The organism is Litoreibacter sp. (genome assembly GCF_058136045.1).
In genome coordinates this window covers 349,623-371,023 of record NZ_JBYVDD010000006.1, presented here as the reverse complement: position 1 = coordinate 371,023, position 21,401 = coordinate 349,623, and the positions used below count along the sequence as shown (strand labels likewise).

The window sequence follows — 21,401 nt, the reverse complement described above, 5'->3', positions numbered from 1 at the left end:
TGTAGATGGGCTCCCAAGGCGGGGGGTCAAGTGGGTATGAACCCTTCAAAGGTGATGTTTTGGGCGATGTTAAGTGCGGCATCGGCCTGCTCTTGAGATTTGACCGTCCAGCACAGGATGGTGGCCCCTTGTTTTTTGAGCTCCGCCACGCGAGGGCGCGCAAGATCGGTGACCTCATGCGAAATGAAACACGATCCACTTGTTGCATAATCTGGAATATCGCGCAGGTGATCGCAGGTTTTAGTTGAAAGCGGCATCCATTTGTCTGGCTCATAGGAACTGGTGACCAACCCACAGGGGCGATCGGGCGCCAGCTTCGCCATCATAGTGGTGGAATACGGGTTGAAAGACATCACCGCGGCATCGCCCTCGTACCCATGCAAGGCGCTTGCAACAGCATGTTCCAGAGAGCCAATATTAGGCCCCATCGCACCATCTTGATCTTTCAACTCGATCAATAACGGGACGCGACCCGCGATCAGTTCTAGCACTGTGCGTAAATCAAAAATCGTGTCGGTCGAGCCTGAAAGCCGCATTGCGCGGATTACATCTGCGTTGCGAGTTTGGATGGCGCCGGATTGGCCTGTTAGGCGCGCCATATCATAGTCGTGAAATACCATGGGCTGTGCGTCAGAGCTGAGCTGGACGTCCAGTTCAATGCCAAAACCGGCCTCAATAGCGGCTTCAAACGCGGAAGGGGAATTCTCGACCACCCCGCGCCCGAGGTCATGCAGGCCGCGATGCGTGATAGGGCGGTCAAGAAACGTGGCTGGAAGGCTCACGGTTTAATTTGGAAAATGCCTTCGATTTCGACGGCAACATTGAAAGGGAGCGCGGCGGCGCTTACGGCGGAGCGGGCGTGTTTCCCAGCTTCTCCAAGGGCCTCGACCAGAAAGTCAGATGCGCCATTGACGACTTTTGGCTGATCGGTGAACTCGGGCGTGGAATTTACAAATGCTGTCAGTTTGACGACGCGCACCAAACGATCCAAATCACCACCACAAGCGGCCTTTACTTGGGCCAGCAGTGACACAGCACAAGTGCGCGCGGCAGCGGCCCCATCTTCGACGCTTAGATCAGTCCCAAGTTTGCCAGTGATAAAGCCATCATCACCTTGGCTGACTTGGCCGGAAATATAGACAATGTCACCAACAGCAACACTTGGCACATAGTTGGCGGCGGGGGCGGGGGCGTCGGGAAGGGTGACGCCCAGTTCGGCGAGGCGGGTTTCAAATTTGGACATGAAAGTCTCCGTTCAGGTTTCGCGAAAAGCTCGATTGAAGTAATCGGTAAGGGGTTTGAGCAGATATGTCATCGGGGATCGGTCCGTTGTGCGAATAAAACCGTCGACGGGCATGCCCGGAACAAGGTCCACATTGCCCAAGCGCTCAATTTCACCTTCCTTCAGGGCCATCTCCACGCGGTAGAAACTGCGCCCAGTTGCCTCATCGCGGAAGGTGTCGCCTGAAATGGAGGAGATAGTGCCAAACAGTTCTGGTGTGGTGCGGGCATCGAAAGTGGAAAATCGTAATGTCACGTCTTGCCCAAGATACACCTCGTCCACATGGATCGGGTCAACCTCACCAGTGATGACCATTGGGCGGTCCTGTGGGACAATAAACATCAATGCTTCAGCAGGTTGAATTACAGCGCGTTCCGCAAATATTGTCAGGCCAAAGATTAGCCCCGAGACCGGTGCGGTGATGTCCAGTCGGGACAACCTCTCGTGCAAAGACAGTCGTTGTTCACGCAGCTCGAACTCACGATATTGAAGATCACGAAGTTGGGTGATGGCGTCTTCTTTGCGTTGAGTTCCGAAGTGTAGAATTTCTAGATCAATTTCGGTAATGCGGCCCTGATTTTCTGCCGCAGCGGCTGTTAATTCCCCCACCGTGCCTCGTAGCCGGGCATCTTCACGCTTTAGGGCTAGGACGCGGCTGGATTGCGCTAAACCTTTGTCGAGAAGGTTTTGTTGGGCCTCCAGTTCTTCATGCAGCAGATTAAGTTGAATTTCCAACGCTTGCTGCTGGGCGTGCACACCATCCACTTGGTTGGCAATTTGAGCTTTGCGTTTTTCTAACTGTTCTTCCGACTCCTCGGCTGAATGGATACGGGTTTCAAACAGGCGTTCCTGTCCGCTAATTAATTCTTGCAGTTGAGGACGGGTTTGAGCGGTTTGAAGCAAAAGCGGATCAAAGCTAATACGCGCGGTTTCGTCACGCTCAGCCTTTAGGCGACCACCACGGGCAATGATTTCAAACAACTGGCCTTCCACAATCAGTAACTCAGAGCGCAACCGCGTGTCATCCAGCCGGATAAGAATATCGCCTTCTTGTACGCGATCCCCTTCGCGCACCGTGATCTCGGCAACAACGCCCCCATCTAGGTGCTGTAAGACCTGTCTGTTCTGATCCACCTCGATGCGGCCAGGTGCAATTATAGCTCCGGCAATATTAGCTTTTATGGCCCATAGACCAAAGCCACCTAGAAGAACTAACAGTGATAAAATTCCAAGGATGATAGGCCCGCGCGCTGGCCAATTCTGCGCAGTGTTCATAGCACGCCTCCGGGCCCGGATTTGTTTTCGATTGTGGCGTGATTGGCAACTGTGCCTTTCAAGACCTCATCGCGGGGGCCAAAGGCGCGGCGCATGCCTTGCGCTAGCACCATCAGTAATTCGCACTCAGCAATTGCCGAGGGGCGGTGGGCCATAATGATCACCGATCCGCCATCTGCTTTGATTGCTCGAATGGCCACATTCAGCGCGTTTGAGCCGTCGTTGTCGAGGTTTGAATTTGGCTCGTCCAGTACCAGTAAAACAGGGTCTTCGAATAGTGCGCGTGCAAGGCCGATGCGCTGCAATTCACCGCCAGACAAGCGGCCCCGCGCGGCGGAAATTGGAGTGTCATAACCCTGCGGTTGACGCAAAATCAGATCATGGGCGTCGGCCTTTTGGGCAGCTTTTATGATTGCAGACGGGGCTGCGTTGGACTGTAACCGGGCGATATTCTCGCCGATAGTGCCGTCAAACAAGGTCACTTTTTGCGGTAGATAACCAATGTGTTTGCCTAGCGTATCGGGGTCATATTGATCTAGCGCCGCGCCTCCAAGGCGGATTTTTCCGCCGGCCGTGGGCCAGATGCCAGTCAGTGCTTTGGCCAGCGTGGATTTCCCCGCCCCTGATGGCCCGATAACTCCCATGGCGTGACCTGCGGGCAAGTCAAACGAGATCATACGCAGTGTTGCCTGTTTTTCGCCGGGTGGGATGACGGTGACCTGCTCGCCTTTTAAGTGGGCTTCTGGGCGCGGTAGCGGGGTGCGGGTAGGTAATTTGGCAACCTCGGAGAGCAAGGCTCGCAAGCTTTGCCAGCCCATTGTTGCACGTTGGACCAGCGCCCACTGACCGATAGCCATCTCAACCGGAGCCAATGCGCGCCCCAGCAAGATAGAGCCAGCGATCATCGCGCCAGCCGTCATCTCGCCTTGCAACACCAGATAGGCCCCAAGGCCTAACATTGCGGATTGCAAAAACAGGCGAAGCGTTTTGGTGATGGCGGTGACTGTTCCAGCGCGATCAGACTTAAGGAGCGACTTTCGCAAAGCCTCTGAGCGAAATTTTTGCCACCGATCAAAGCTTGCAGCGCGCATACCTAAACCGGAAATTACCTCGGTCTCGTCCATAATTTCATCGGAAAGGCGGTTGGCGTGTAACCCGTTCAGCCCGGCTTCCATCTGGGGCTGGCGCGTGGTGCGCTGATTGACCCATGTGAGGACCACCAACAAGGCACCACCGGTGATGGCCAGATAGCCAAGCCATGGGTGAAAGATAAAAATTGCGGCGAGAAAGAACGGTGTCCATGGCATATCGAACAGAGCCACAAGAACAGGTGAAGCAAGGAGCGTTTGCACGGCTTCAAGATCGCGCAAACCAGTGTTACCCTCAGTTCGTTCTGGGGCGAGATTGGATTTGCGCAACATGGCAGAAAAAACCCGGCGGTCGAGACTGTCTTGAAAGCGCGCGCCAATTCTAGCCAGAATACGGCCACGGGCATAATCAAGCAAACCCATCATGGTGTAGAGGAATGCGACGAGAACAGACAGCGCCACCAATGTTTCTTCCGAGCGTGATCCAAGCACGCGATCATAGACCTGCAGCATGTAAAGCGGCCCTGTCAGCATGAGTAGGTTCACGAATATACTGAAAATAAATGCGGCAATGAATAGCGACCGACTTTGGCGCCGAGCGGCGGCTAATTCGGTTTGGCCAAGGTGATGCGGGTCTCTTCTCATAAGGCTGGACTTAACTCTATTTTATGTACTTTATGCCACCGTAATGTGTATTTGAGGCGCAATTGTGCTTTGTAGTCCTCTATCGCTGAAAGATTGAGGAGTCGTGTCTTGATCTTCTGGAAGTTTGGCGCATCGTTTCGTAGGTAGCGCCACACTTGATACGAATGACCCCGGTGGGATTGATATGACGTCGTTGGCATATAATTTTGTAAGGCGCTTTTGCGTTATGTTGCTCGCGGTATTGCTCGCGGGATGCACGGCTGCGCCAATCGGCACAGGTGTAAATGACCCGGTTGAAGCACAAAACCGCAAAACGCACCATACCAACCGCGAGTTGGACCGCCTGTTGGTGCGCCCAACCTCTAACGGATACGGTTCAGTATTACCAAGCCCGGTGCGTACAGGCGTGTCAAACTTTGCATCCAATTTGAATATGCCGGGGCAGGTGCTCAATAACCTGCTGCAATTTCGCATTGAGAATGCCGGGCACAATGTATTTCGCTTTCTAGTTAACACTACCTTTGGTTTTGGCGGCTTGCTTGACGTTGCAACGGAAGCAGGGCTGGAGAACCGGACTACTGATTTCGGAGAGACTTTGCATGTTTGGGGCGCGCCAGAGGGGGCATATCTGGAATTGCCGCTTGTTGGTCCCTCGACGGAGCGCCATGCCGCAGGACGTGTTGTGGACTTGCTGTTGAACCCGTTGAACTTCGCAACGGAAGGGCCGTTAAGGGTCGCCGGGACCGCCTCCAGCATGGCTGCACGATTTGGTGATCGCTACCAGTATTCAGATTTGGTAGACTCGGTCTTATATGAAAGTGCAGATAGCTACACGCAAGCGCAGCTTCTATATTTGCAAAATCGGCGTTTCCACCTGTCAGGTGGGGAGCAGCCGGATTACGTTGACCCCTATGAGGACGTCTATGGCCAAGAATAACACACTTTCTCGCCGCGCAGTTGTCGCGGGTCTTGCCGCCCTAACGCTGGCCTTTCCTGCAAATGCGCTGACTGGATCTACGGCTGAAAAGCTTGTTGATGCCGCTGTGAACGACATCAACAAAATCATTGCGTCTGGCAAGTCAGAGAAGGCTATGCTGGGCGGCTTTCAAAAGGTGTTCGAGCGCTATGCCGATGTGAATATCATTGCGTTGACCACACTTGGCCCTGCGCGCAGGTCTGCCTCTAAATCCGAGGTTTCGGCATATGTGAAGGCGTTTAAAGGCTACTTCACCCGCAAATATGCGCGTCGCTTTAACGAGTTTGTGGGCGGTAAGATTATAGTCGAAGGCTCTCGCAAGTCCAAAAGCAATTATGAGGTGCGGTCCACCGCTAAGCTGCGTGGGGTGGCACCGTTCAATGTGGCTTGGCTGGTGTCTGACCGTTCTGGCAAGCCGAAAATCTTTAACATCATCATTGAGGGTGTGAACACGCTGACCTCGGAGCGCGCCGAAATCGGTGCCATGCTGGACAAGCGTCGTGGGAGCATTAAAAAGCTGACGGCTGACCTCAAAAAGATGGGCTAGTTCCCGCCTCCTAAAAGTTTCCCGAGCAGGTTGCCGACATCGCGGAGTATTTGCTCGGTCACATTTTCAAAATTTTGCTGGCCTTGATCGTTGCCGCGCGAGCTTTGCGCCACATGCGGTTGCTGCTGCACGGGGTCTGGCACGCTGACGCGGGGCGGTGTTGCGGGGCGGATCATTGGCAAAGGCTCGACCGCAAGGCCTGCGTTCACCCTAGTCATGGTTTCGCGCCAAATATCGGCAGGAAGCCCACCGCCAGTAACCCCCTTCAGGGGGGTATTGTCATCATACCCCATCCAAACACCCACTACATATTGGGCGGTGAAACCGATGAACCAAGCGTCTTTTGCAGCGCTGGTAGTGCCGGTTTTCCCGGCAGCCTCACGGTCGCCTAGCTTGGCGCGTCGGCCCGTGCCATCATTGACCACGCGGTACATCATATAGGTGAGCTGCTCGGCGGCGGTTGGGGAAATGACACGCTCGCCAAAGCCGCCATCTTGGCCCATCAGAGCCTCTGTATCGCCCTTTAAGCGCAGCTCGCGGATCCCGTATGGAGACACGGCCCGTCCGCCATTCAGGATGCCTGCATAGGCGCCCGTCATTTCCAGCAAGGTGCTTTCCGATGCCCCCAATGCCAAGGCGGGGCCTTTGGCGAGCTTGTTGTCGATGCCAAACCCTTCGGCCACAACACGTACATTGTCGCGACCGACTTCTTCCGACACTTTCACGGCGACGGTATTGATCGACTGAGCTAAGGCGTCGGTCAGGGTCATGTCGCCTTTGAATTTGCTGGTGTAGTTCTTCGGGCACCAGTCCCCAGAGCCAGCGGTATTGATGCAGACCGGGGCGTCTTCGACAACAGAATCGTATTGAAATCCGAAATCCATTGCCGCAGCGTAAACGAAGGGTTTGAAGGCTGAACCGGTTTGTCGTTTGGCCTGCACCGCACGGTTAAACGCTCCGCTGACTTTGGCTTGTCGCCCGCCGACCATAGCGCGCACTGCGCCATCGGCTGACATCACCACAATTGCGGCCTGTGCCTTGGATCCTGAACTAACTTTGGTCTCGAAAACATGATCTAGCGCGGCTTCGGCAGCTTTTTGCAGGCGCGCATCAAAGGTTGAGCGGATCAACACATCCTCTGTGGTGTCTCTGGTCAGGAACCTAGGCGCAGTGTCCATAACCCAATCAACAAAATAGCCACCTGCGCGTGCTTGGGCGGCTTTAGACAAGGTTGCGGGGGCAACATTGGCCGCGGCCTCATCGGCGGAGGTGATGTAGTCTTGCTCGCGCATAAGTTTCAGAACCGTGGCTGCGCGGTCTTGGGCGCGTTGCAGGTTGTTGGTGGGTGCATAGGTGGATGGGGCTTTAAGGAGGCCGGCCAACATGGCGGCTTCTGGGACGCTGACTTTTGTAGCAGACTTGCCGAAGTAAATTTGGCTTGCGGCCTCAAAACCACGCGCACCAGCCCCAAGGTATACCCGGTTCATGTAGATGGAGAGGATGTCGTCCTTGGAATATTTCGCTTCCATAGCTAGGGAGAAGAGGGCCTCTTTCCCTTTGCGCGCGAGTGTGGTGCGCCGACAATCTGTCTCATATGCCTTTTCGCTCTTCCATTGGGATGGCTCAAACGGCACGCCAAGGCAAAGTAGTTTGGCTGTCTGCTGTGTTAGGGTCGATCCGCCATTCCCTTTCCATGCTTTGCGACCTTCGCGCATATTGATGCGCATTGCCGAGGCGATGCCGCGTGGGGAAATGCCTAGGTGCCAATAGAACCGTTTGTCTTCTGTCGCGACAATGGCGTCCTTTAAGGCGGGGGCGACGGATTTGGCACGAATTGTGCCGCCGAACGAGTCACCACGCCATGAGAATACGACATTCTCACGATCAAGCAGTGTGACCGACCCTCGTGTCCGTCCGTCCAATAACTCCTCAACTGAAGGAAGTTGTGCATAGGTATAGCCTACGGCAGCGGCCAACAAAATCACCCCAACGGCGGCGATCCGCCAAGTCAGGCGCCAGATTAGGCGAAGCGTCCAAGTGAAAGGGAACAGTATCCAGCCGATTATACCGCGCTTTTTGGGTGCAGCTTTGCGCCTACTCACCCGCGGCTTTGGCTTGGCTTTGGCCTTTGGTTTGGCTTTGCGCGCTTTGCTGTAGCGCTTTTCAGCCACCAAGGTGGGCTTTTTTCGTCCGGAGTTGCTCATCTACCTGCGCTTCAATGCTGCTTTTTATTACCGCTAATATAGGGCGGTTTGAGTCGAATGTGGAGGGAAAGTCTTGGCAATGGCCGTTCCCATTTCGCCCAATAAAAGGGCATTGGCTAAAAAATGTGCAAAAACTTATGCCGCAGAGCAGCAATGACTCGGGTTTAGGCACTTCGCACGTTGCTGCGCGGGTCCGTCGCGCCTGACTTTACGTTCAGACGTGCCTCGTGATGGGGTGAAACTGAAGGGGAAGACAGTGAAACTGATCATTGCAGCAATTAAGCCGTTCAAGCTGGAGGAAGTCCGCGAGGCGCTGACCTCTATTGGCGTGCGCGGGATGATGGTGACTGAGGTTAAGGGCTTTGGCTCGCAATCGGGTCATACCGAAATTTATCGTGGCGCTGAATATGCCGTGAACTTTGTACCAAAAGTAAAGCTGGAGATCGCCGTGTCGGCCTCCATGGCGGATCAGGTGGTTGAGACCATCGCCACCACGGCCAAAACCGACAAAATCGGAGATGGTAAAATTTTCGTACTCGACGTGACGCAAGCCGTTCGGGTGCGCACCGGCGAAACAAACGAAGACGCGCTTTAAGCGCTGTCTCAAGGGGATTTAAGTAACATGAAACTCACCAAGTTTATTCCTGCAATGGCCGCCGCAGTTGTGCTGCCCGGTATTGCGCTCGCACAGGATGCGCCGGTTGATCCGGCGATCCTTCAGACCGATATGGTCTTCATTATGAACTCTTTGCTGTTCCTCGTGGGCGGCTTTTTGGTGTTCTGGATGGCCGCAGGTTTCTCCATGCTTGAGGCTGGTCTTGTCCGGTCCAAAAACGTGACGATGCAGTTGACCAAGAACGTCGCGCTGTTCTCGTTCGCGACGATCTTTTATTATCTGATCGGCTACAACCTAATGTACCCGCTCGGCAATTGGGCGATGGAGGGTGTCTTCTCGGGCGTCTTCCCGGCAGTCGCTGTTCTAGAGGCGGTTGGCATTGATGCTGCAGGCGCGGACGATTATTCCTACGCGGCGACTGGCGCTGACTTCTTCTTTCAGTTGATGTTCTGCGCCGCAACAGCGTCGATCGTGTCCGGCACCATGGCCGAGCGCGTGAAGCTGTGGCCGTTCCTGATCTTCACGATCATCCTGACCTCCTTCATCTATCCGCTGCAAGCCAGCTGGAAATGGGGTGGTGGCTTCTTGGACGAGATGGGTTTCTTGGATTTCGCAGGCTCGACAGTTGTTCACTCTGTAGGCGGTTGGGCGGCTTTGGTTGGCGCGCTAATTCTTGGGCCGCGTATCGGCAAATATAAAGATGGCCGCACGATCCCAATGCCGGGTTCAAACCTGACACTTGCCACTTTGGGTACATTCATCTTGTGGATGGGCTGGTTTGGCTTCAACGGTGGTTCACAGTTGGCCATGGGAACCGTGGGCGATGTTGCTGACGTGTCTCGCATCTTCGCCAACACCAACGCAGCCGCCGCTGGTGGTGCCGTTGTGGCGCTGATCCTGACGCAGTTGATGTACAAAAAGCCTGACCTTACCATGATTTTGAATGGTGCTTTGGCTGGCCTCGTGGCCATCACCGCAGAGCCACTGACGCCTTCGCTGGGTGCCGCTACTTTGATCGGTGCTGTGGGCGGTGTTATCGTGGTCTTCGCGGTGCCATTCCTTGACAAGCTGAAGATCGACGATGTTGTTGGTGCGATCCCTGTTCACCTGTTCTCGGGCATCTGGGGTACTATCGCGGTTGTGTTTACCAATGGCGACGCATCGCTGGGTACTCAACTGTATTCGATCGCAGTGGTTGGTGCCTTCACGGTCGTAGCTTCTGGTATCGTCTGGTTCGCTTTGAAAGCTGTCATGGGCATTCGGGTGAGTGAAGAAGACGAAATCAATGGTCTCGACATGGCTGAAATGGGTATGGAAGCATATCCAGAGTTCACCAACGGCTAGCTGTTCTAAAAGTAGTTGAATTTAACCCGGGCCAGAAACGGCTCGGGTTTTTTTATGCGTTGCATCGATCCAGACCGGCGGCTTTGGTGGCGGTGAAACACTTGACGTAAATTCATTTTTGTTCCTACTATGTTCTAGTTTAAGCTAGACATGAGGAGTATGGGCTAGATGGAGTTACAAACCTTTCTTATTTTCGCGATGACAACGGCAATCGTCATATTCTCACCGGGTCCAACGGCAGTTCTCATGGCATCTCAAGGGGCGGGCAGCGGAGTGCGTCGCACCTTGGCGGCTGTGCTGGGCATCACCTGCGCTACAGTGATCTACTTTGTGCTGTCGGCAACAGGGGTCGCCTCGTTGATCGTTGCATCGCATACGTTGTTTCAGATCATCAAATGGGTAGGTGTTGCCTATTTGTGCTACCTTGGATTTGGCGCAATATTCAGCAAGTCTGGCGGTTTGGTCGTGACAGCAGGCGCGCCGATGAGGTCTCGCAAAGAGCTATTCGTGCATGGTTTCTTGATCGAGTTTTCCAATCCCAAAGCGCTTTTGTATTTCTCGGCAATACTGCCTCAATTTTTGGACGTCACAAGACCAATTGGGCCGCAGTTCTTTATCATGTGGCTTACGGCATTTGTGATGCAATGCATGATTTATACTGCCTATGCGTATCTGGGCGAGCGCCTATCACGCGGTGGTATGAAAAGCTGGATCGTCAATGCAATCAATAAAACCGCAGGTGGTGCGTTACTGTTTGCCGGGGCGAAAATGGCAAGCGTAACGGCAAGTCGGTAGTTATCTTTAGCGGTTCTTGGAAAATAAAAAGGGCGCTCCGTTTGGGGCGCCCTTTGCGTTTCAGTGTCTAGGCGATCAGATAGTTTCTTTGATCCAGCCTTCAAAAGCTGACTTAGGTGCTGCGCCAACGCGGTTGGAAACCACTTCGCCACCTTCAAACATGAAGAGTGCAGGGATCGAGCGCACACCAACGGCTGCGGCCGCATTTGGGTTTTCGTCGATGTTCACTTTGACGATTTTAACCTTGCCTTCGTATTCAGCAGATAATTCTTCTAAAGCGGGGCCGATTTGCTTGCACGGACCACACCATTCAGCCCAAAAATCGACCATTACGGGGATGTCTGAGTTGCGAACTTCGGCATCGAAAGTTGCATCGGTAACTGCGACGGTGGCCATTGCTGAGCCCTCCAAGTGGATGTGAATTGACAGGATTGGAACCTAGGTATCCCCGTGGGTAACGTCAAGATGTATGGGCTGCGACCAGTGCGCGCCTCATGATGTCGTGTGGCAGGGCCATAAGCTGTGCCGTTTGGGTCCAAAGGATTGCCACGTCGATGTTTTTATCCGGGTAAAGTTGCTCGAGCATTTCCAGATAAGCCCCCATTTGCGCCAAAAGCCCGGCTGGAGTTTTCTCAGGTGACGCTGGGACAATAAGGTTTGACTTGAAATCAACGGCAAGGATTCGGTCAGAATCGATGATCAGACGGTCTATGGTTCCGAGCGCTATCTGACCACCGAGCGATGGCAACTTAGCCGAGAGAGAAACTTCAGGCAGGGTGCCAGTCGCAAAGATATGGGCAAGAGAGGGGGCGGATAGAACTGCTTGTGCCAGCGGTAGCAGATCTTCGCCATCCGGGGCCAAATGCCCTAAATTCTGGGCAAGATCGATTGGGCTTTCCGCCCCCGGAAGGTGTTCTAGAAGGCGGTGCAACGTGGTGCCTCGCATCATGGCGTCACTCTCAGTCAAAGCGCCACCGGCGGGGTCCGCCAAAGCTTTCGCACCGTTAAGCTTGGACGGAGAAAGCACCTCTGGCAACGGCGTTGGCTCAGGGGCTTTGGTGCACGCCCAATCCGGTAGTGACGCGGTTTCTCCGATGCCCTCTACATCACTCAGTGAAGTATCCTCAGGCCAACTGAGGTGAGCCAACCTGCCGTCTACTGCGCCTGCAGTGTTCATCCCGGCCTCGGCTACGGCGTACCAGCCACCGTCCTCAAGCTTGGCAGGCTTGCCAGAGCCGCAAATGATCAGCCAACTTTCGGCCCGTGTCATGGCAACGTAAAGAAGGCGCATTCGTTCCTCGCGTTGCCTAGTTTTGATATCATTCGTGAGGTCGACCTGTACGGGCGGCAAGTCTTCGGACTTTGCCTTCCATAGAGGAATGCCATTGTGGTTCAAAATGTCGTCGCGCACTAAGTTTCTAACTTGCCCGGTGTCGGGAAGGATCACGATAGGGGCCTCAAGGCCCTTTGAGCCGTGCACTGTCATTACGCGGATTGCGTCGCCTGCGCTGTCCATTTGGCGTTTGATCGTAACCTCATCACGAGCGAGCCATTCTAGGAATCCGGTAAGCGATGGAATGTCGGTGCGCTCATACACCATGGCTTGATCAAGCAGAGCAGCTATACCTTCTTCTGCTTCAGCGCCGAGGCGAGAGAGCAGTTTTTCGCGGCCCCAATGATGGGTTAGGATCCGCTCTAGTAAGTCATAGGGTCGTAGGAAATCGGACTGGTTGCGTAAGTCGCGCAGCATTGCCGCGGTGGCTGGAAAGCGGTCTTTTTGCTGCTCTAACGTGCGGGTTAGATAGTTTGGGCGATCATATGCAAGGTCGAAAAGTTCGGCCTCCGTTATGCCACATAGCGGGGACCGGAGAACGGTGGCTAATGACAGGTCATCCTCGGGCGTCGCGATATATCGCAGCAATGCAACAAGATCCTTGACCCCCAATTCGGCACCAATACGCAAGCGATCGGCGCCCGCCATGGGAAGGCCCGCATCTTTACAGGCACGGATGATTTCGTGAAATAAGGATGAGCGGCGTTGCACCAGAATTAAAAAATCACTTGCCTTGATCCGGCGAGTTGCTTGAACATCCTGACCGTCGGCGCGCTTTACTTCGGTGATTTGGCCAAACTTGATCCGGTCCCTAATTGTATGGGCGATTTGCTTGGCAAGGATGACTGCGTGGTGATCGTCGCCGACTGTGTCGATCGGGTCAAACCAGTCACGATTGTCAGCCGCTTTTGTGTCCTCAATCCAATCCCATAGGTCAACGCGGCCAGGCAAATTCTCCTTGAAGGCATGGTGGGTTATGTTCTCCCCCATGCCTCGCTTCAGCTCGCCCGTGAAACTGGCATCAACCAAGTCGAGTACAGCCTTGGAAGAGCGAAAAGAATGCAGCAAATCTTGCCGTTTCAACGGTTGGCCAATGTCTGAAAGAGCCGTGTCAAAGTGCGCGCGCATTGCTTCAAAAGCATCAGGATCGGCACCCTGAAAGGAATAAATTGACTGTTTTTGGTCACCCACCACAAATATCGTACGCTGAGTATCGGTGCGCGCGCCTTGGCCAGCAGTGAATTCCTGAGCAAGCAGGCGCACGACATCCCATTGGCGCGGTGCAGTGTCTTGAGCCTCATCGACCAAAATATGATCAATGCCACCATCAAGTCGAAACAACACCCACGCCGCAACGCCGGGGTCAGTCAAAAGTGCGCGAGCCTTTAGTATCAGGTCGTCAAAATCCAACCAAGCGCGAGCCTGCTTTTGGGCTTCAAGACGGGGCAGGTAGGCGCGGGCAAATTGATGCAGCGCTACCGTGCGATTGTGCGCCTCAAGGGCTTGGCGCATTGGGCGCGCTTCTGACACCCGGAGGCGCAATGCGTCAAATGGGGCAAGCAACGGGCCAAGCGCGGTTTTGCCATCCTTGGTTGGCGGGTGTGCTTTTGGAAGTCCTGCGCTTTTTCCGCTTGCCCCAAGAAATTCCTTTTCCAAGCGCTTGAGTAAGTTCAGGCATGGGGTGCCGATCTTGAGGCTAGCCATGCTTTGCCCAAGTTTTTGATCCCCTGCCTTGGGGCAGCCTTGCAATGCGGCCCCAACGTCGCGCAATAGATCCCCTTCATCCCCGTGGAAAACTGAAGCAAGGATCGTAGCTTCATCTAGACCGTCTGCTAGCCCCGTGGCTTGGCGAAGTTGTGCATCCGAGACGGGGGCGTCAAAGAGCTCTTTTCGGTAAAGTAATTCGGTCACGAAGCTGTCAATTTCTGCACCGGAAAAATTGGCAGCGAAAATGCTCATAGCCTCGGGGTCTTGAGTGGCGAGCTCATTCATAACCTCTTCGCGCAAAGCTTTAGAGGCGCGGTCATCCATTTCGGTAAAGGCGGGGGAAACCTTTGCCTCCAAAGGGAAGCGGCGCAGTAAAGAGGCGCAAAAAGAGTGGATGGTTTGGATTTTTAATCCGCCCGGCGTCTCGATGGCCTTGGCAAACAACCGGCGGGCATCGGTCAAAACATCGGGAGCAATCGTGATGTTGTCCGACACTCCAAGCGCAGAGAGGCTTTGTTGCAGCTTGTTGTCGGACATCATTGCCCAGTCACCCAAGCGTTGGAACAGGCGGTTTTGCATCTCGGAGGCGGCAGCTTTGGTATAGGTCAGGCACAAGATACGTTGCGGAGGCACCCCATCAAGCAAAAGCCGCGCTACGCGGTCAGTGAGCACACGAGTTTTGCCCGATCCCGCGTTCGCAGAAAGCCATGTGGAGACGGTCGGGTCAGCGGCGGCAACTTGCGCTTGACTGGCAGCATCACGGATCATTGGCCCACCTCCGTTGGAACGGCCTCATCGGTTTCGTCCCATTCTCCAAACCGGGCGAGGTGATCATAGCTTTGTTCCCATCGGGCCTCGAAAACTGCCCGGCGGGCTGAATACCCTTTGTCGGGGTCCATGTAGGCCGTGATGAGTTCGGTCAGCTCGTCCCAAGTTTTGTCTAAATCACCGTGGTTAAACTGTTCGCCGTCTTGTTTGAGATCAGAGCCAAGTCCGATATATTCGGCGGCTAAGATTTTTCTGTTTCTCAACCCTGCGAACCCATTTCGGTTAGCGATGGCTGCGAGCAGAGGGAGTTGTTTGTTGAAATGTTGGCGCTGTGGTTTTGTGGGCAAAGATCCGGTTTTGTAATCATACAGAAACAATGCACCGTCCGGAGCTTCGTCGATACGATCGGCGCGTCCTTCTAGTGTAAAGTCCAATCCCTCTATTTGAGCTTCGCCTTTTTCTTCTTGGCGTGTTGGGCGGGCAAATTGGCGGCGCTTGTCCTCGCTTTCCAAGAACCATGGTGCAGCACGGGCGAGCTTGGCTTTCCACATGGCGCGGGTCGCGGGCCAGGGAACCATCTCAGAGAAGACGTCTTGGGCGATCTCATCTAGTTTTCCTGCCGCATCAGGCGGCAGATGGGTGGCTGTGTCCTTGATGAATCTGTCTAACACCTCATGTAGGGCGAGGCCGCGTAACGGAGCATCGGCTGAGGCATGAAGCGCATTAAGGGGGCGTAATTTTAGGATATAGCGCGCATAGATGGCATAAGGATCGCGGATTAGGGTCTCGATTTGAGTGACGGGTAGCCTTGTTGGTCGCGCCGAAACGGGTGGTATTGGCGAGGGTCTCTTGGCCGCAGGGGATTGTGCCTGAGGTCGGTCCAGTGCTGCGGCAAGGTCAAGCCATTTGTCCCCGCGGGCACGCATGTCTGCGAGGGATTGATGCCCCTCTTCCGGTAGCCCGCCCAGCAGGTTGGTCAGGCGATTGACCCAACGCGAGGGAACAGTTTCGGCCTCGGCGTTTCGCTTAGCACGGGTTAGCCAGACTTCCGGGGCTGCGATGGCTTGCTGAAAGTCATGCGCGGACAGGCCGATGCGACGCTCAGGTAGTAACAGCCCAGCATCGCGGCGCATTTGGCGGTTTAACCAAGGATCGGGGCTGGGAAGCTCGGGCCAGATACCATCGTTCAAGCCGGCAAGAATTACCATGTCAGCGCCTTGAACACGGGCCTCCATTGTGCCCCAAATCATGATCCCCGGGTGCGGGGCATTGGGATCCCGAACTTCGTGACGGTTTAAAACAAAGTGGATTAGGTTGCTAAAATCTATGCAGTCTAAACTGCCTGCTGCACCTGCCACGTCCCGCAAGGAATCCACGGCGGTGAAAGCCTCTTCACCGCTGGGCTTTTTCCACAACAAGCCTGCTCCGCTGGCTTCAGGGCCTGCACAAAGTCGCTCGGTTAAGGTGATGTGATGGTCGAGCAATTCTGGAAGAAGAGCAGTGTTCGAGTTGGTTAACGCATCAAGGATGTCCCAGAGCCAGCTTACCCAAGTCTGTGCAGCGTCATCCGACGTACGTTTGGAGGCCCAGATGGATATAGCTTCGCGGGATGGGAAGGGTGGCCCGCCTCGTAAAAACTCCAACTCCAAGTCGCGGGTGCGAAGTAAGTGTTGCCCCCGGTCAGAGTTGGCGACCAGCGGATGTTTGAGCAGGGCTAGGAGCTTGTCAGATGGCAACTCTCGCCCCATGAGTTCAGCCGTTTGGCGTAAAATGCGGCCACTGGGGGTTTGTGGCAATGGGGTGCCAGCACTGTCGTCAGGTTTGATCCCCCACCGTTGCAGGGCGGCCGTGACTTGGCGAGTGAGCATCCTGTCAGGAGTGATTAGGGCAGCGGTTTGGCCATCTTCAGCGGCCTTACGCAAACGCAATGCGATGGTAATGGCTTCATCGCGGGGTGTGGGGGCTTCAACTAGGGATATACCGCGCGTTGCTTGCAACAGGTTCTTCAGGCTGGGGCCTTCTTTTAACCACTCATCCGTGACTGGCGCTGGACGCAGGCTTAATGACACGAGCGCGTTTCGGTCGGCGTTCACAGGTAGGGCGTCTGCCCAATGAGGGATATGTTGGCCCTTCAATCCTAGCGAATTTAGCAATGCGTAAAACCGGTATTGTGGGTGGTCTTCATTGGCCTGATCAGTGCCGAGTTGTTGCCACACATGGTCCGGTTGGTCTGTGTCAAATCCGGGCAAAATCAAAGCCCCTTGCGGAAGCTGAGCGACAGCCTCCATGAGCAGGCGCGTGGTTCCTCGCGATCCTGTCGAGCCGGCGATCAAGATTGGATGCTGTGGTGGGGTGACGCGCCATTGATTGATCAACCGCGAGACCGCAGCACGCTGCTGGGCCTCGTTATCCAGTGGTGCCTCTGCGTCAAAAAATTGGGTTACGAGGGAAAGAAATCTTTGGCTGCGTTCCCAGTGGGCCGAGTGGCGGTCAACATCTAAGGTCGCGAGTGCCTCTGGATGGACGTTCTCCCCTTGCATTTCTTCCATGAGCGCTGCGAGGCTGTCAGCCAAATCAAACGCGTGCGACCGTGCGCCGAAGTCAGGTTCGGCCTCAATTAAGCGGCGGATGAGTTGAGCTAATTCCAGTCGGCGGGAGAGTGGGTTTCCCGACTTGGGTAGGCCGGTGGCCGCCTCTTTCCCCAGATCCGTAATGAGCCGCAGTTTTGGTAGGAAAGTGGCCCCAGTCCGAGCAAACAGGGCATGGATGCGTCTTCGCATGCGTGCCGTGTTGACGAATAGTTCGACCTGCGAAATTTGATGGGGGGCGGCGGCGGAAAACCGATCTCTCAGACCTTGGGTCAAGGCCGCTGGGAAGTCTACACCGAGCGGAAGAGCGAAAACGCGCGGGTGCTCTGTTGGTTCAAACATCGGCATGTTGTTCTAGCATCTGCTCTGCCAGAGGAATACCTTCTGGGGTGCCAACATCGGCCCAACGGCCCGGGTATTGAACTCCGAAAACTTGGTTTTTCGGCAGCATTTGATCCCAAAGCCTATTGAGAGAAAAGCTTTGTTCTGGAATGCTTTCGAGGCCACCTGTATGCAAAATTTGTGCGCCGGTGTAGACTAAGCCAGACGGGCTACGTGAAAGACATCCCCTAGCATCGACAGTAAAATTTCCTGATCGGGAATAGCCTACAGTAGACGCGATTGGGATAAGTAGCAGGAGGGCTTTCATGTGTTCGGGGCGCCACGCTGCGCGTAGGATTTCGAGCGGGTTTGGGCCAGCCCAAACGGCGTCAGAGTTCAACGTAAAAACGGGGGTGTTTCCCAGTTTTGGCAGAGCGGCCTTTAAGCCGCCGCCAGTGTCTAGAATGTTTGGCTGCTCAACGAGCACCTCGACATTGGGGCGGTCTTTTAAATGTGCTTCCAACATCTCGGATTTATAATGCGCATTCACGAATGAGTGCGTGTTTGCATCTTGGGTAAGTTGAAGGGCTCGATCCAAAAGAGAGCGACCCGCTACCTCAATCAAGGGTTTTGGCCGAGATTTTGTTAGTGATCCCATGCGCGTTCCAAAGCCAGCGGCAAAGACCATTGTCATGCTTGGACTACGCATGGGTCGCGGCCTTAATGTTTGCAATGAATTGTGCATCTGGAACTGGGGCGTGAGTGGTGATGAAATCGCGTAAATCACTCAATGCAGGGTGGGAAAGATCATCCATTAAGTTGCCCCAGACCCGAGGCATTAGATCAGGGTAATGGGTCTTGCCGTCTCGAACACAAAGACGGGTAAAAACCCCGAGAATTCGTAAATTCCTCTGAGCCGAGCAAACGGCATAGGCTGCCTTAAAGGTAGTGGGGTCTGCGCTGGTTTTGGATATGTAATAATCTAGAGTGTCGCGCTGTACCTCTGGGTGTACATCCCGGCGGGCGTCTTTCAAAAGAGAGGCCAGATCATAGGCTGGGTGGCCGAGCATGGCGTCTTGGAAGTCCAGCAATCCAACGCGGGCAGGACCAGTCCTATCCGGTAGCCAAAGCAGGTTTTCCGCGTGGTAGTCACGCTGTACCAAAACCGGGTCTGTGGTTGTGACATGCTGCGCGAGTAGGTCGTGAATAAGCTTTCTATATTCAGCCCGCACGGAAGTATGCACCTCAGCTTCGCTGCCGTATTTCAAGTACCAATCCGGTAAGAGCAGTGCCGTGGTTGTCATGGCGTCTGTGTCATAGGTGTCTAGCGCCGGGGGGGTGGCTTTCTGGGTAACGATCAGCGCGTCGACAGCAGCAGTGTAGAGTTCTTGTTCTTGAGAAGGATCGTATGCCAATACACGCGAAAAGAGATCATCGCCAAGGTCTTCGATGAGTAAAAAACCGTGGGTTACATCCTCAGCGTATATTATTGGCGCAGACAGGCCTGCACTGCGAAGGTGGCGGGCGATAGTGATGAAGGGGCGTATATCTTCACCTTTATCGGGCGGGGCATCCATGAGAACGACAGGTGGCAAATCTAGTTTATGAATACGATCGTATTTTCGATTTGATGCGTCACCAGCAAGGGAGGTGCGCTTGGCGTTTCGCCAGTCTGTAGAGGCAAGAAAACTCTCACCCAGATTATACCGTGAAAGGGTCATACCTGTTCGAACTCCGGAGCATTTTTAATGTGCATGATAATGGATTCAGGCCCGTTGGCTTGCAGTGATCTGGCACCTACATGAGACGGATCGGAGCTTAATATAAGCTCTAAACACCCAGTTGGACGCAAACTTCCAAGTTTCTCAGGCCATTCAATCAAGCAAAAAGCGTTACCGAAAGCTTGCTCTAGCCCTAGCTCAAATAGCTCATCAGAATTTGTCAGGCGGTAAAGGTCGGCATGCCAAACGTCCAGTGAATCAAACTCGTATTGCTGAACAAGCGTGAATGTCGGAGAGGGGACATCTTCCATCACACCATGGCGTGCCATCAGGGTTTGAATGATGGCGCGCGCTAGGAAGCTTTTGCCAACCCCAACAGGTCCATTAAGCAAAATGCAAAGGCCCGGCGCGGCAAGATCAGCGAGGATAAAAGAAACTTTTTTTGTTGCCGCTTCGTCGACGAGCGCCATCGTATAGCTAGACAGCAGATCTGTGCCAGTGTGTTGTGTCGGGTGTCTTGTGTCCATGGCGCAATCTTACGCCAATGGCGGCAGCCTTCAAGCGTCGATCAGGAAAAAACCGCTGCCAATTGCGGGGGTGATTGTGGAGATGATGCGCCGAATTGCGCTGTCGAAAACCCAACCATCGTTGCTCCTCCTGCGAGGGGTTGGAAGCGGCAGTTGAGGGCTTGGCCATTGATTAGGGTCACACTATCAGTCCACTCGGAACGCTCACCGCGTTGGATAATAAAATCTCGCGCATCGCCCCAGATCGGGCTTGGTGTACTTTGCGACTGCCACATACGGGACGCGTCGGTGATGCTTAATTGCCCAAGGGCATCTTCCGGATCGGTGCCCCATAGAGTGTTATATGCCGCATTAGTAAGGGTAATCACCCCATCTTCGGCAAACACAACGAGAGCTTCAGGTAAGTGGTCCAAAAGTGCCTGCCCCATTGAAAGTTCGCGACGAAACTTGCGAGTAAGGGATATCTCGGCGGTGATGTCTTCCATGAGAAAAGCAATTGCTCCCTCAGGATGAGGTCGGCCTGAAACCCGGTATGTTTGACCTGTCGGCAAGGTCCAAGTTTCACAATATGTGCCATCGGCTGCTGATTTTTCTAATGCAGTAAGTTTGTTGCGCCAGTCCGCAAAGTCGCGCCGCTCTGGCACCATGCGTTTCTCGCGGAGTTGGTTCAAGAAGTCATACAAGGTTGGCCGCGCACTGAGCCACTCCGGCTCAAGGTTAGTTAATTCCATCAATGCGGGGTTGAACATCACGAGGGACCGTGAGTGATCAAATATTGCAAGCCCGATCGGCAATGCTGCAAAAGTCTGGGTCAAAGTTTGTAAAAAACTTCGCAGAGATTCTTCAGCTTTAACCGTCATGCCGGCATCTGTGGCAAAATTTAATGTGCTGACGCCCATTCCGAAGCGCACAACTTCGAATGTCATTTTCTCACCAGATTTCATTGGGAGAACAGATCTTTTGCTTTGTGGTTGTTCGCCCAGTTTGCTGAGCGGTCCGCCATGGAATAATCGGGCAGGCGGCCATGTGTCTTCGGTCTGATTTATATCGGCTTTTTTTAGCGTCGACAGATAGGCTTTGTTGACCCAATCTACTGTGCCATCCGCGGTCTCACGCCATGTGGGGTATGGAGCGGCCCCGACTGTGGCGCGCAAAACAGCGAGTTCTGCGGCTGCGGCTTCAGCCTGATCGCTGTCGACGAGAGTTTTGCGTGTCAGCGGTGCATCCAAGCCTGTAATACGAAGACACAAGCTGTTGCCATGCATGTCAACTTCAACGCTAGCGGGGCCTGATTGCGTGGCCTCAACAAGAGTGAAATGATCGGTGTGGGTGGTTACCTCCCTTAGCCGACGTGACAAGTCAGGAAATATCTGTGAGAGGCGGTCCAATAGCTGATGGTAAACATCTTCGTCCAGGTCTTCTAGGCTGAGCGCACGGCGGGCCCGCGTACACGCCCCCACTAATTCGCGATGCTCAAAACGAAACTCCAGCCCTTTGGATGCAGCTCCTTTGGATTTTCGCGTTATCCGACCCCATGAATAACAACTCATGACACCGATAAGGGTTCCGAGTCCTAGAACCGTGGCATATTCGAATAGAAGGTTGCTCATCTATACATTCCTTAGCGTATCGTACTTGTTCGACACCAAAAAGAACGCAGAACT

The 21,401-nt window shown here is 54.2% G+C and carries 17 protein-coding genes; 5 read left to right on the top strand and 12 right to left on the bottom strand.

The genetic code is table 11. The annotated features are described in order from the left end of the window. Positions 1–26: 26 nt before the first annotated feature. From AC3Y7R_RS10235 to AC3Y7R_RS10220, 4 genes are read right to left on the bottom strand one after another with little or no spacing between them, the layout of a single operon-like run. Entirely contained in the window at positions 27–782 is a 756-nt protein-coding gene (locus AC3Y7R_RS10235; protein ID WP_490041934.1) for a glycerophosphodiester phosphodiesterase family protein, read from the bottom strand. Next, positions 779–1,243 carry a RidA family protein gene (locus tag AC3Y7R_RS10230; RefSeq protein ID WP_490041933.1) on the bottom strand — a complete coding sequence of 155 codons (465 nt, stop codon included), beginning with the start codon at positions 1,241–1,243 and terminating at the stop codon, positions 779–781. The genes AC3Y7R_RS10235 and AC3Y7R_RS10230 overlap by 4 nt, the downstream gene beginning before the upstream one ends. Before the next feature lie 12 nt (positions 1,244–1,255). Beyond that, positions 1,256–2,557 (bottom strand): HlyD family type I secretion periplasmic adaptor subunit, encoded by a 1,302-nt coding sequence (locus AC3Y7R_RS10225; RefSeq protein WP_490041932.1) that lies wholly within the window; start codon positions 2,555–2,557, stop codon positions 1,256–1,258. Next, positions 2,554–4,290 carry a type I secretion system permease/ATPase gene (locus tag AC3Y7R_RS10220; protein ID WP_490041931.1) on the bottom strand — a complete coding sequence of 579 codons (1,737 nt, stop codon included), beginning with the start codon at positions 4,288–4,290 and terminating at the stop codon, positions 2,554–2,556. Before AC3Y7R_RS10220 ends, AC3Y7R_RS10225 begins: the two co-directional genes overlap by 4 nt. 226 nt (positions 4,291–4,516) lie before the next feature. Between AC3Y7R_RS10220 and AC3Y7R_RS10215 the strand changes: the two genes are divergently transcribed. Both AC3Y7R_RS10215 and AC3Y7R_RS10210 read left to right on the top strand, forming a co-directional pair. Continuing rightward, positions 4,517–5,227 (top strand): MlaA family lipoprotein, encoded by a 711-nt coding sequence (locus AC3Y7R_RS10215; RefSeq protein WP_490041930.1) that lies wholly within the window; start codon positions 4,517–4,519, stop codon positions 5,225–5,227. Next, positions 5,214–5,813, top strand: coding sequence for an MlaC/ttg2D family ABC transporter substrate-binding protein (locus AC3Y7R_RS10210; protein WP_490041929.1), 600 nt, complete (start codon positions 5,214–5,216; stop codon positions 5,811–5,813). The genes AC3Y7R_RS10215 and AC3Y7R_RS10210 overlap by 14 nt, the downstream gene beginning before the upstream one ends. Here AC3Y7R_RS10210 and AC3Y7R_RS10205 read toward each other — a convergent pair. Continuing rightward, entirely contained in the window at positions 5,810–8,017 is a 2,208-nt protein-coding gene (locus tag AC3Y7R_RS10205) for a transglycosylase domain-containing protein (protein WP_490041928.1), read from the bottom strand. The genes AC3Y7R_RS10210 and AC3Y7R_RS10205 overlap by 4 nt on opposite strands. A gap of 256 nt (positions 8,018–8,273) precedes the next feature. On the opposite strand from AC3Y7R_RS10205, the gene AC3Y7R_RS10200 reads away from it, so the two are divergent. From AC3Y7R_RS10200 to AC3Y7R_RS10190, 3 genes are all read left to right on the top strand, one after another. Then, positions 8,274–8,612, top strand: coding sequence for a P-II family nitrogen regulator (locus AC3Y7R_RS10200; protein WP_490041927.1), 339 nt, complete (start codon positions 8,274–8,276; stop codon positions 8,610–8,612). 27 nt (positions 8,613–8,639) lie between these two features. Then, the gene (locus tag AC3Y7R_RS10195; RefSeq protein WP_490041926.1) at positions 8,640–9,977 is read left to right on the top strand and encodes an ammonium transporter; all 1,338 of its coding nucleotides are present in this window, start codon (positions 8,640–8,642) and stop codon (positions 9,975–9,977) included. Positions 9,978–10,145: 168 nt separating this feature from the next. After that, a complete protein-coding gene (locus AC3Y7R_RS10190) occupies positions 10,146–10,772 on the top strand; it encodes a LysE family translocator (RefSeq protein WP_490041925.1) in 627 nt (208 codons plus the stop codon). Positions 10,773–10,847: 75 nt separating this feature from the next. Here the strand turns inward: AC3Y7R_RS10190 and trxA are convergent, their stop codons facing one another. From trxA to AC3Y7R_RS10155, 7 genes are all read right to left on the bottom strand, one after another. Then, positions 10,848–11,168: a thioredoxin gene (gene trxA, locus AC3Y7R_RS10185; protein WP_490041924.1), complete on the bottom strand. Its 321-nt coding sequence runs from the start codon at positions 11,166–11,168 to the stop codon at positions 10,848–10,850. 64 nt (positions 11,169–11,232) lie between these two features. Next, positions 11,233–14,580: a double-strand break repair helicase AddA gene (addA, locus tag AC3Y7R_RS10180; protein ID WP_490041923.1), complete on the bottom strand. Its 3,348-nt coding sequence runs from the start codon at positions 14,578–14,580 to the stop codon at positions 11,233–11,235. After that, on the bottom strand, positions 14,577–17,516 hold the full coding sequence (gene addB / locus AC3Y7R_RS10175) for a double-strand break repair protein AddB (protein WP_490041922.1): 2,940 nt from the start codon (positions 17,514–17,516) through the stop codon (positions 14,577–14,579). The genes addA and addB overlap by 4 nt, the downstream gene beginning before the upstream one ends. Continuing rightward, positions 17,503–18,198, bottom strand: a complete 696-nt coding sequence (locus tag AC3Y7R_RS10170; RefSeq protein ID WP_490041921.1) for a nucleotidyltransferase family protein — start codon at positions 18,196–18,198, stop codon at positions 17,503–17,505. The genes addB and AC3Y7R_RS10170 overlap by 14 nt, the downstream gene beginning before the upstream one ends. Beyond that, on the bottom strand, positions 18,191–19,210 hold the full coding sequence (locus AC3Y7R_RS10165) for an aminoglycoside phosphotransferase family protein (RefSeq protein WP_490041920.1): 1,020 nt from the start codon (positions 19,208–19,210) through the stop codon (positions 18,191–18,193). Before AC3Y7R_RS10165 ends, AC3Y7R_RS10170 begins: the two co-directional genes overlap by 8 nt. Then, complete coding sequence (tsaE, locus tag AC3Y7R_RS10160) at positions 19,207–19,680, bottom strand: tRNA (adenosine(37)-N6)-threonylcarbamoyltransferase complex ATPase subunit type 1 TsaE (RefSeq protein ID WP_490041919.1); 474 nt, start codon at positions 19,678–19,680, stop codon at positions 19,207–19,209. The genes AC3Y7R_RS10165 and tsaE overlap by 4 nt, the downstream gene beginning before the upstream one ends. A 98-nt stretch (positions 19,681–19,778) precedes the next feature. After that, positions 19,779–21,347, bottom strand: coding sequence for a PAS-domain containing protein (locus AC3Y7R_RS10155; protein ID WP_490041918.1), 1,569 nt, complete (start codon positions 21,345–21,347; stop codon positions 19,779–19,781). Positions 21,348–21,401: the final 54 nt, after the last annotated feature.

Coding starts and splice junctions, on each gene's coding strand:
- AC3Y7R_RS10230 (WP_490041933.1), bottom strand. CDS start 1,243: ATGTCCAAATTTGAAACCCGCCTCGCCGAACTGGGCGTCACCCTTCCC.
- AC3Y7R_RS10225 (WP_490041932.1), bottom strand. CDS start 2,557: ATGAACACTGCGCAGAATTGGCCAGCGCGCGGGCCTATCATCCTTGGA.
- AC3Y7R_RS10220 (WP_490041931.1), bottom strand. CDS start 4,290: ATGAGAAGAGACCCGCATCACCTTGGCCAAACCGAATTAGCCGCCGCT.
- AC3Y7R_RS10215 (WP_490041930.1), top strand. CDS start 4,517: ATGTTGCTCGCGGTATTGCTCGCGGGATGCACGGCTGCGCCAATCGGC.
- AC3Y7R_RS10210 (WP_490041929.1), top strand. CDS start 5,214: ATGGCCAAGAATAACACACTTTCTCGCCGCGCAGTTGTCGCGGGTCTT.
- AC3Y7R_RS10205 (WP_490041928.1), bottom strand. CDS start 8,017: ATGAGCAACTCCGGACGAAAAAAGCCCACCTTGGTGGCTGAAAAGCGC.
- AC3Y7R_RS10195 (WP_490041926.1), top strand. CDS start 8,640: ATGAAACTCACCAAGTTTATTCCTGCAATGGCCGCCGCAGTTGTGCTG.
- AC3Y7R_RS10190 (WP_490041925.1), top strand. CDS start 10,146: ATGGAGTTACAAACCTTTCTTATTTTCGCGATGACAACGGCAATCGTC.
- trxA (WP_490041924.1), bottom strand. CDS start 11,168: ATGGCCACCGTCGCAGTTACCGATGCAACTTTCGATGCCGAAGTTCGC.
- addA (WP_490041923.1), bottom strand. CDS start 14,580: ATGATCCGTGATGCTGCCAGTCAAGCGCAAGTTGCCGCCGCTGACCCG.
- addB (WP_490041922.1), bottom strand. CDS start 17,516: ATGCCGATGTTTGAACCAACAGAGCACCCGCGCGTTTTCGCTCTTCCG.
- AC3Y7R_RS10170 (WP_490041921.1), bottom strand. CDS start 18,198: ATGCGTAGTCCAAGCATGACAATGGTCTTTGCCGCTGGCTTTGGAACG.
- AC3Y7R_RS10165 (WP_490041920.1), bottom strand. CDS start 19,210: ATGACCCTTTCACGGTATAATCTGGGTGAGAGTTTTCTTGCCTCTACA.
- tsaE (WP_490041919.1), bottom strand. CDS start 19,680: ATGGCGCTCGTCGACGAAGCGGCAACAAAAAAAGTTTCTTTTATCCTC.
- AC3Y7R_RS10155 (WP_490041918.1), bottom strand. CDS start 21,347: ATGAGCAACCTTCTATTCGAATATGCCACGGTTCTAGGACTCGGAACC.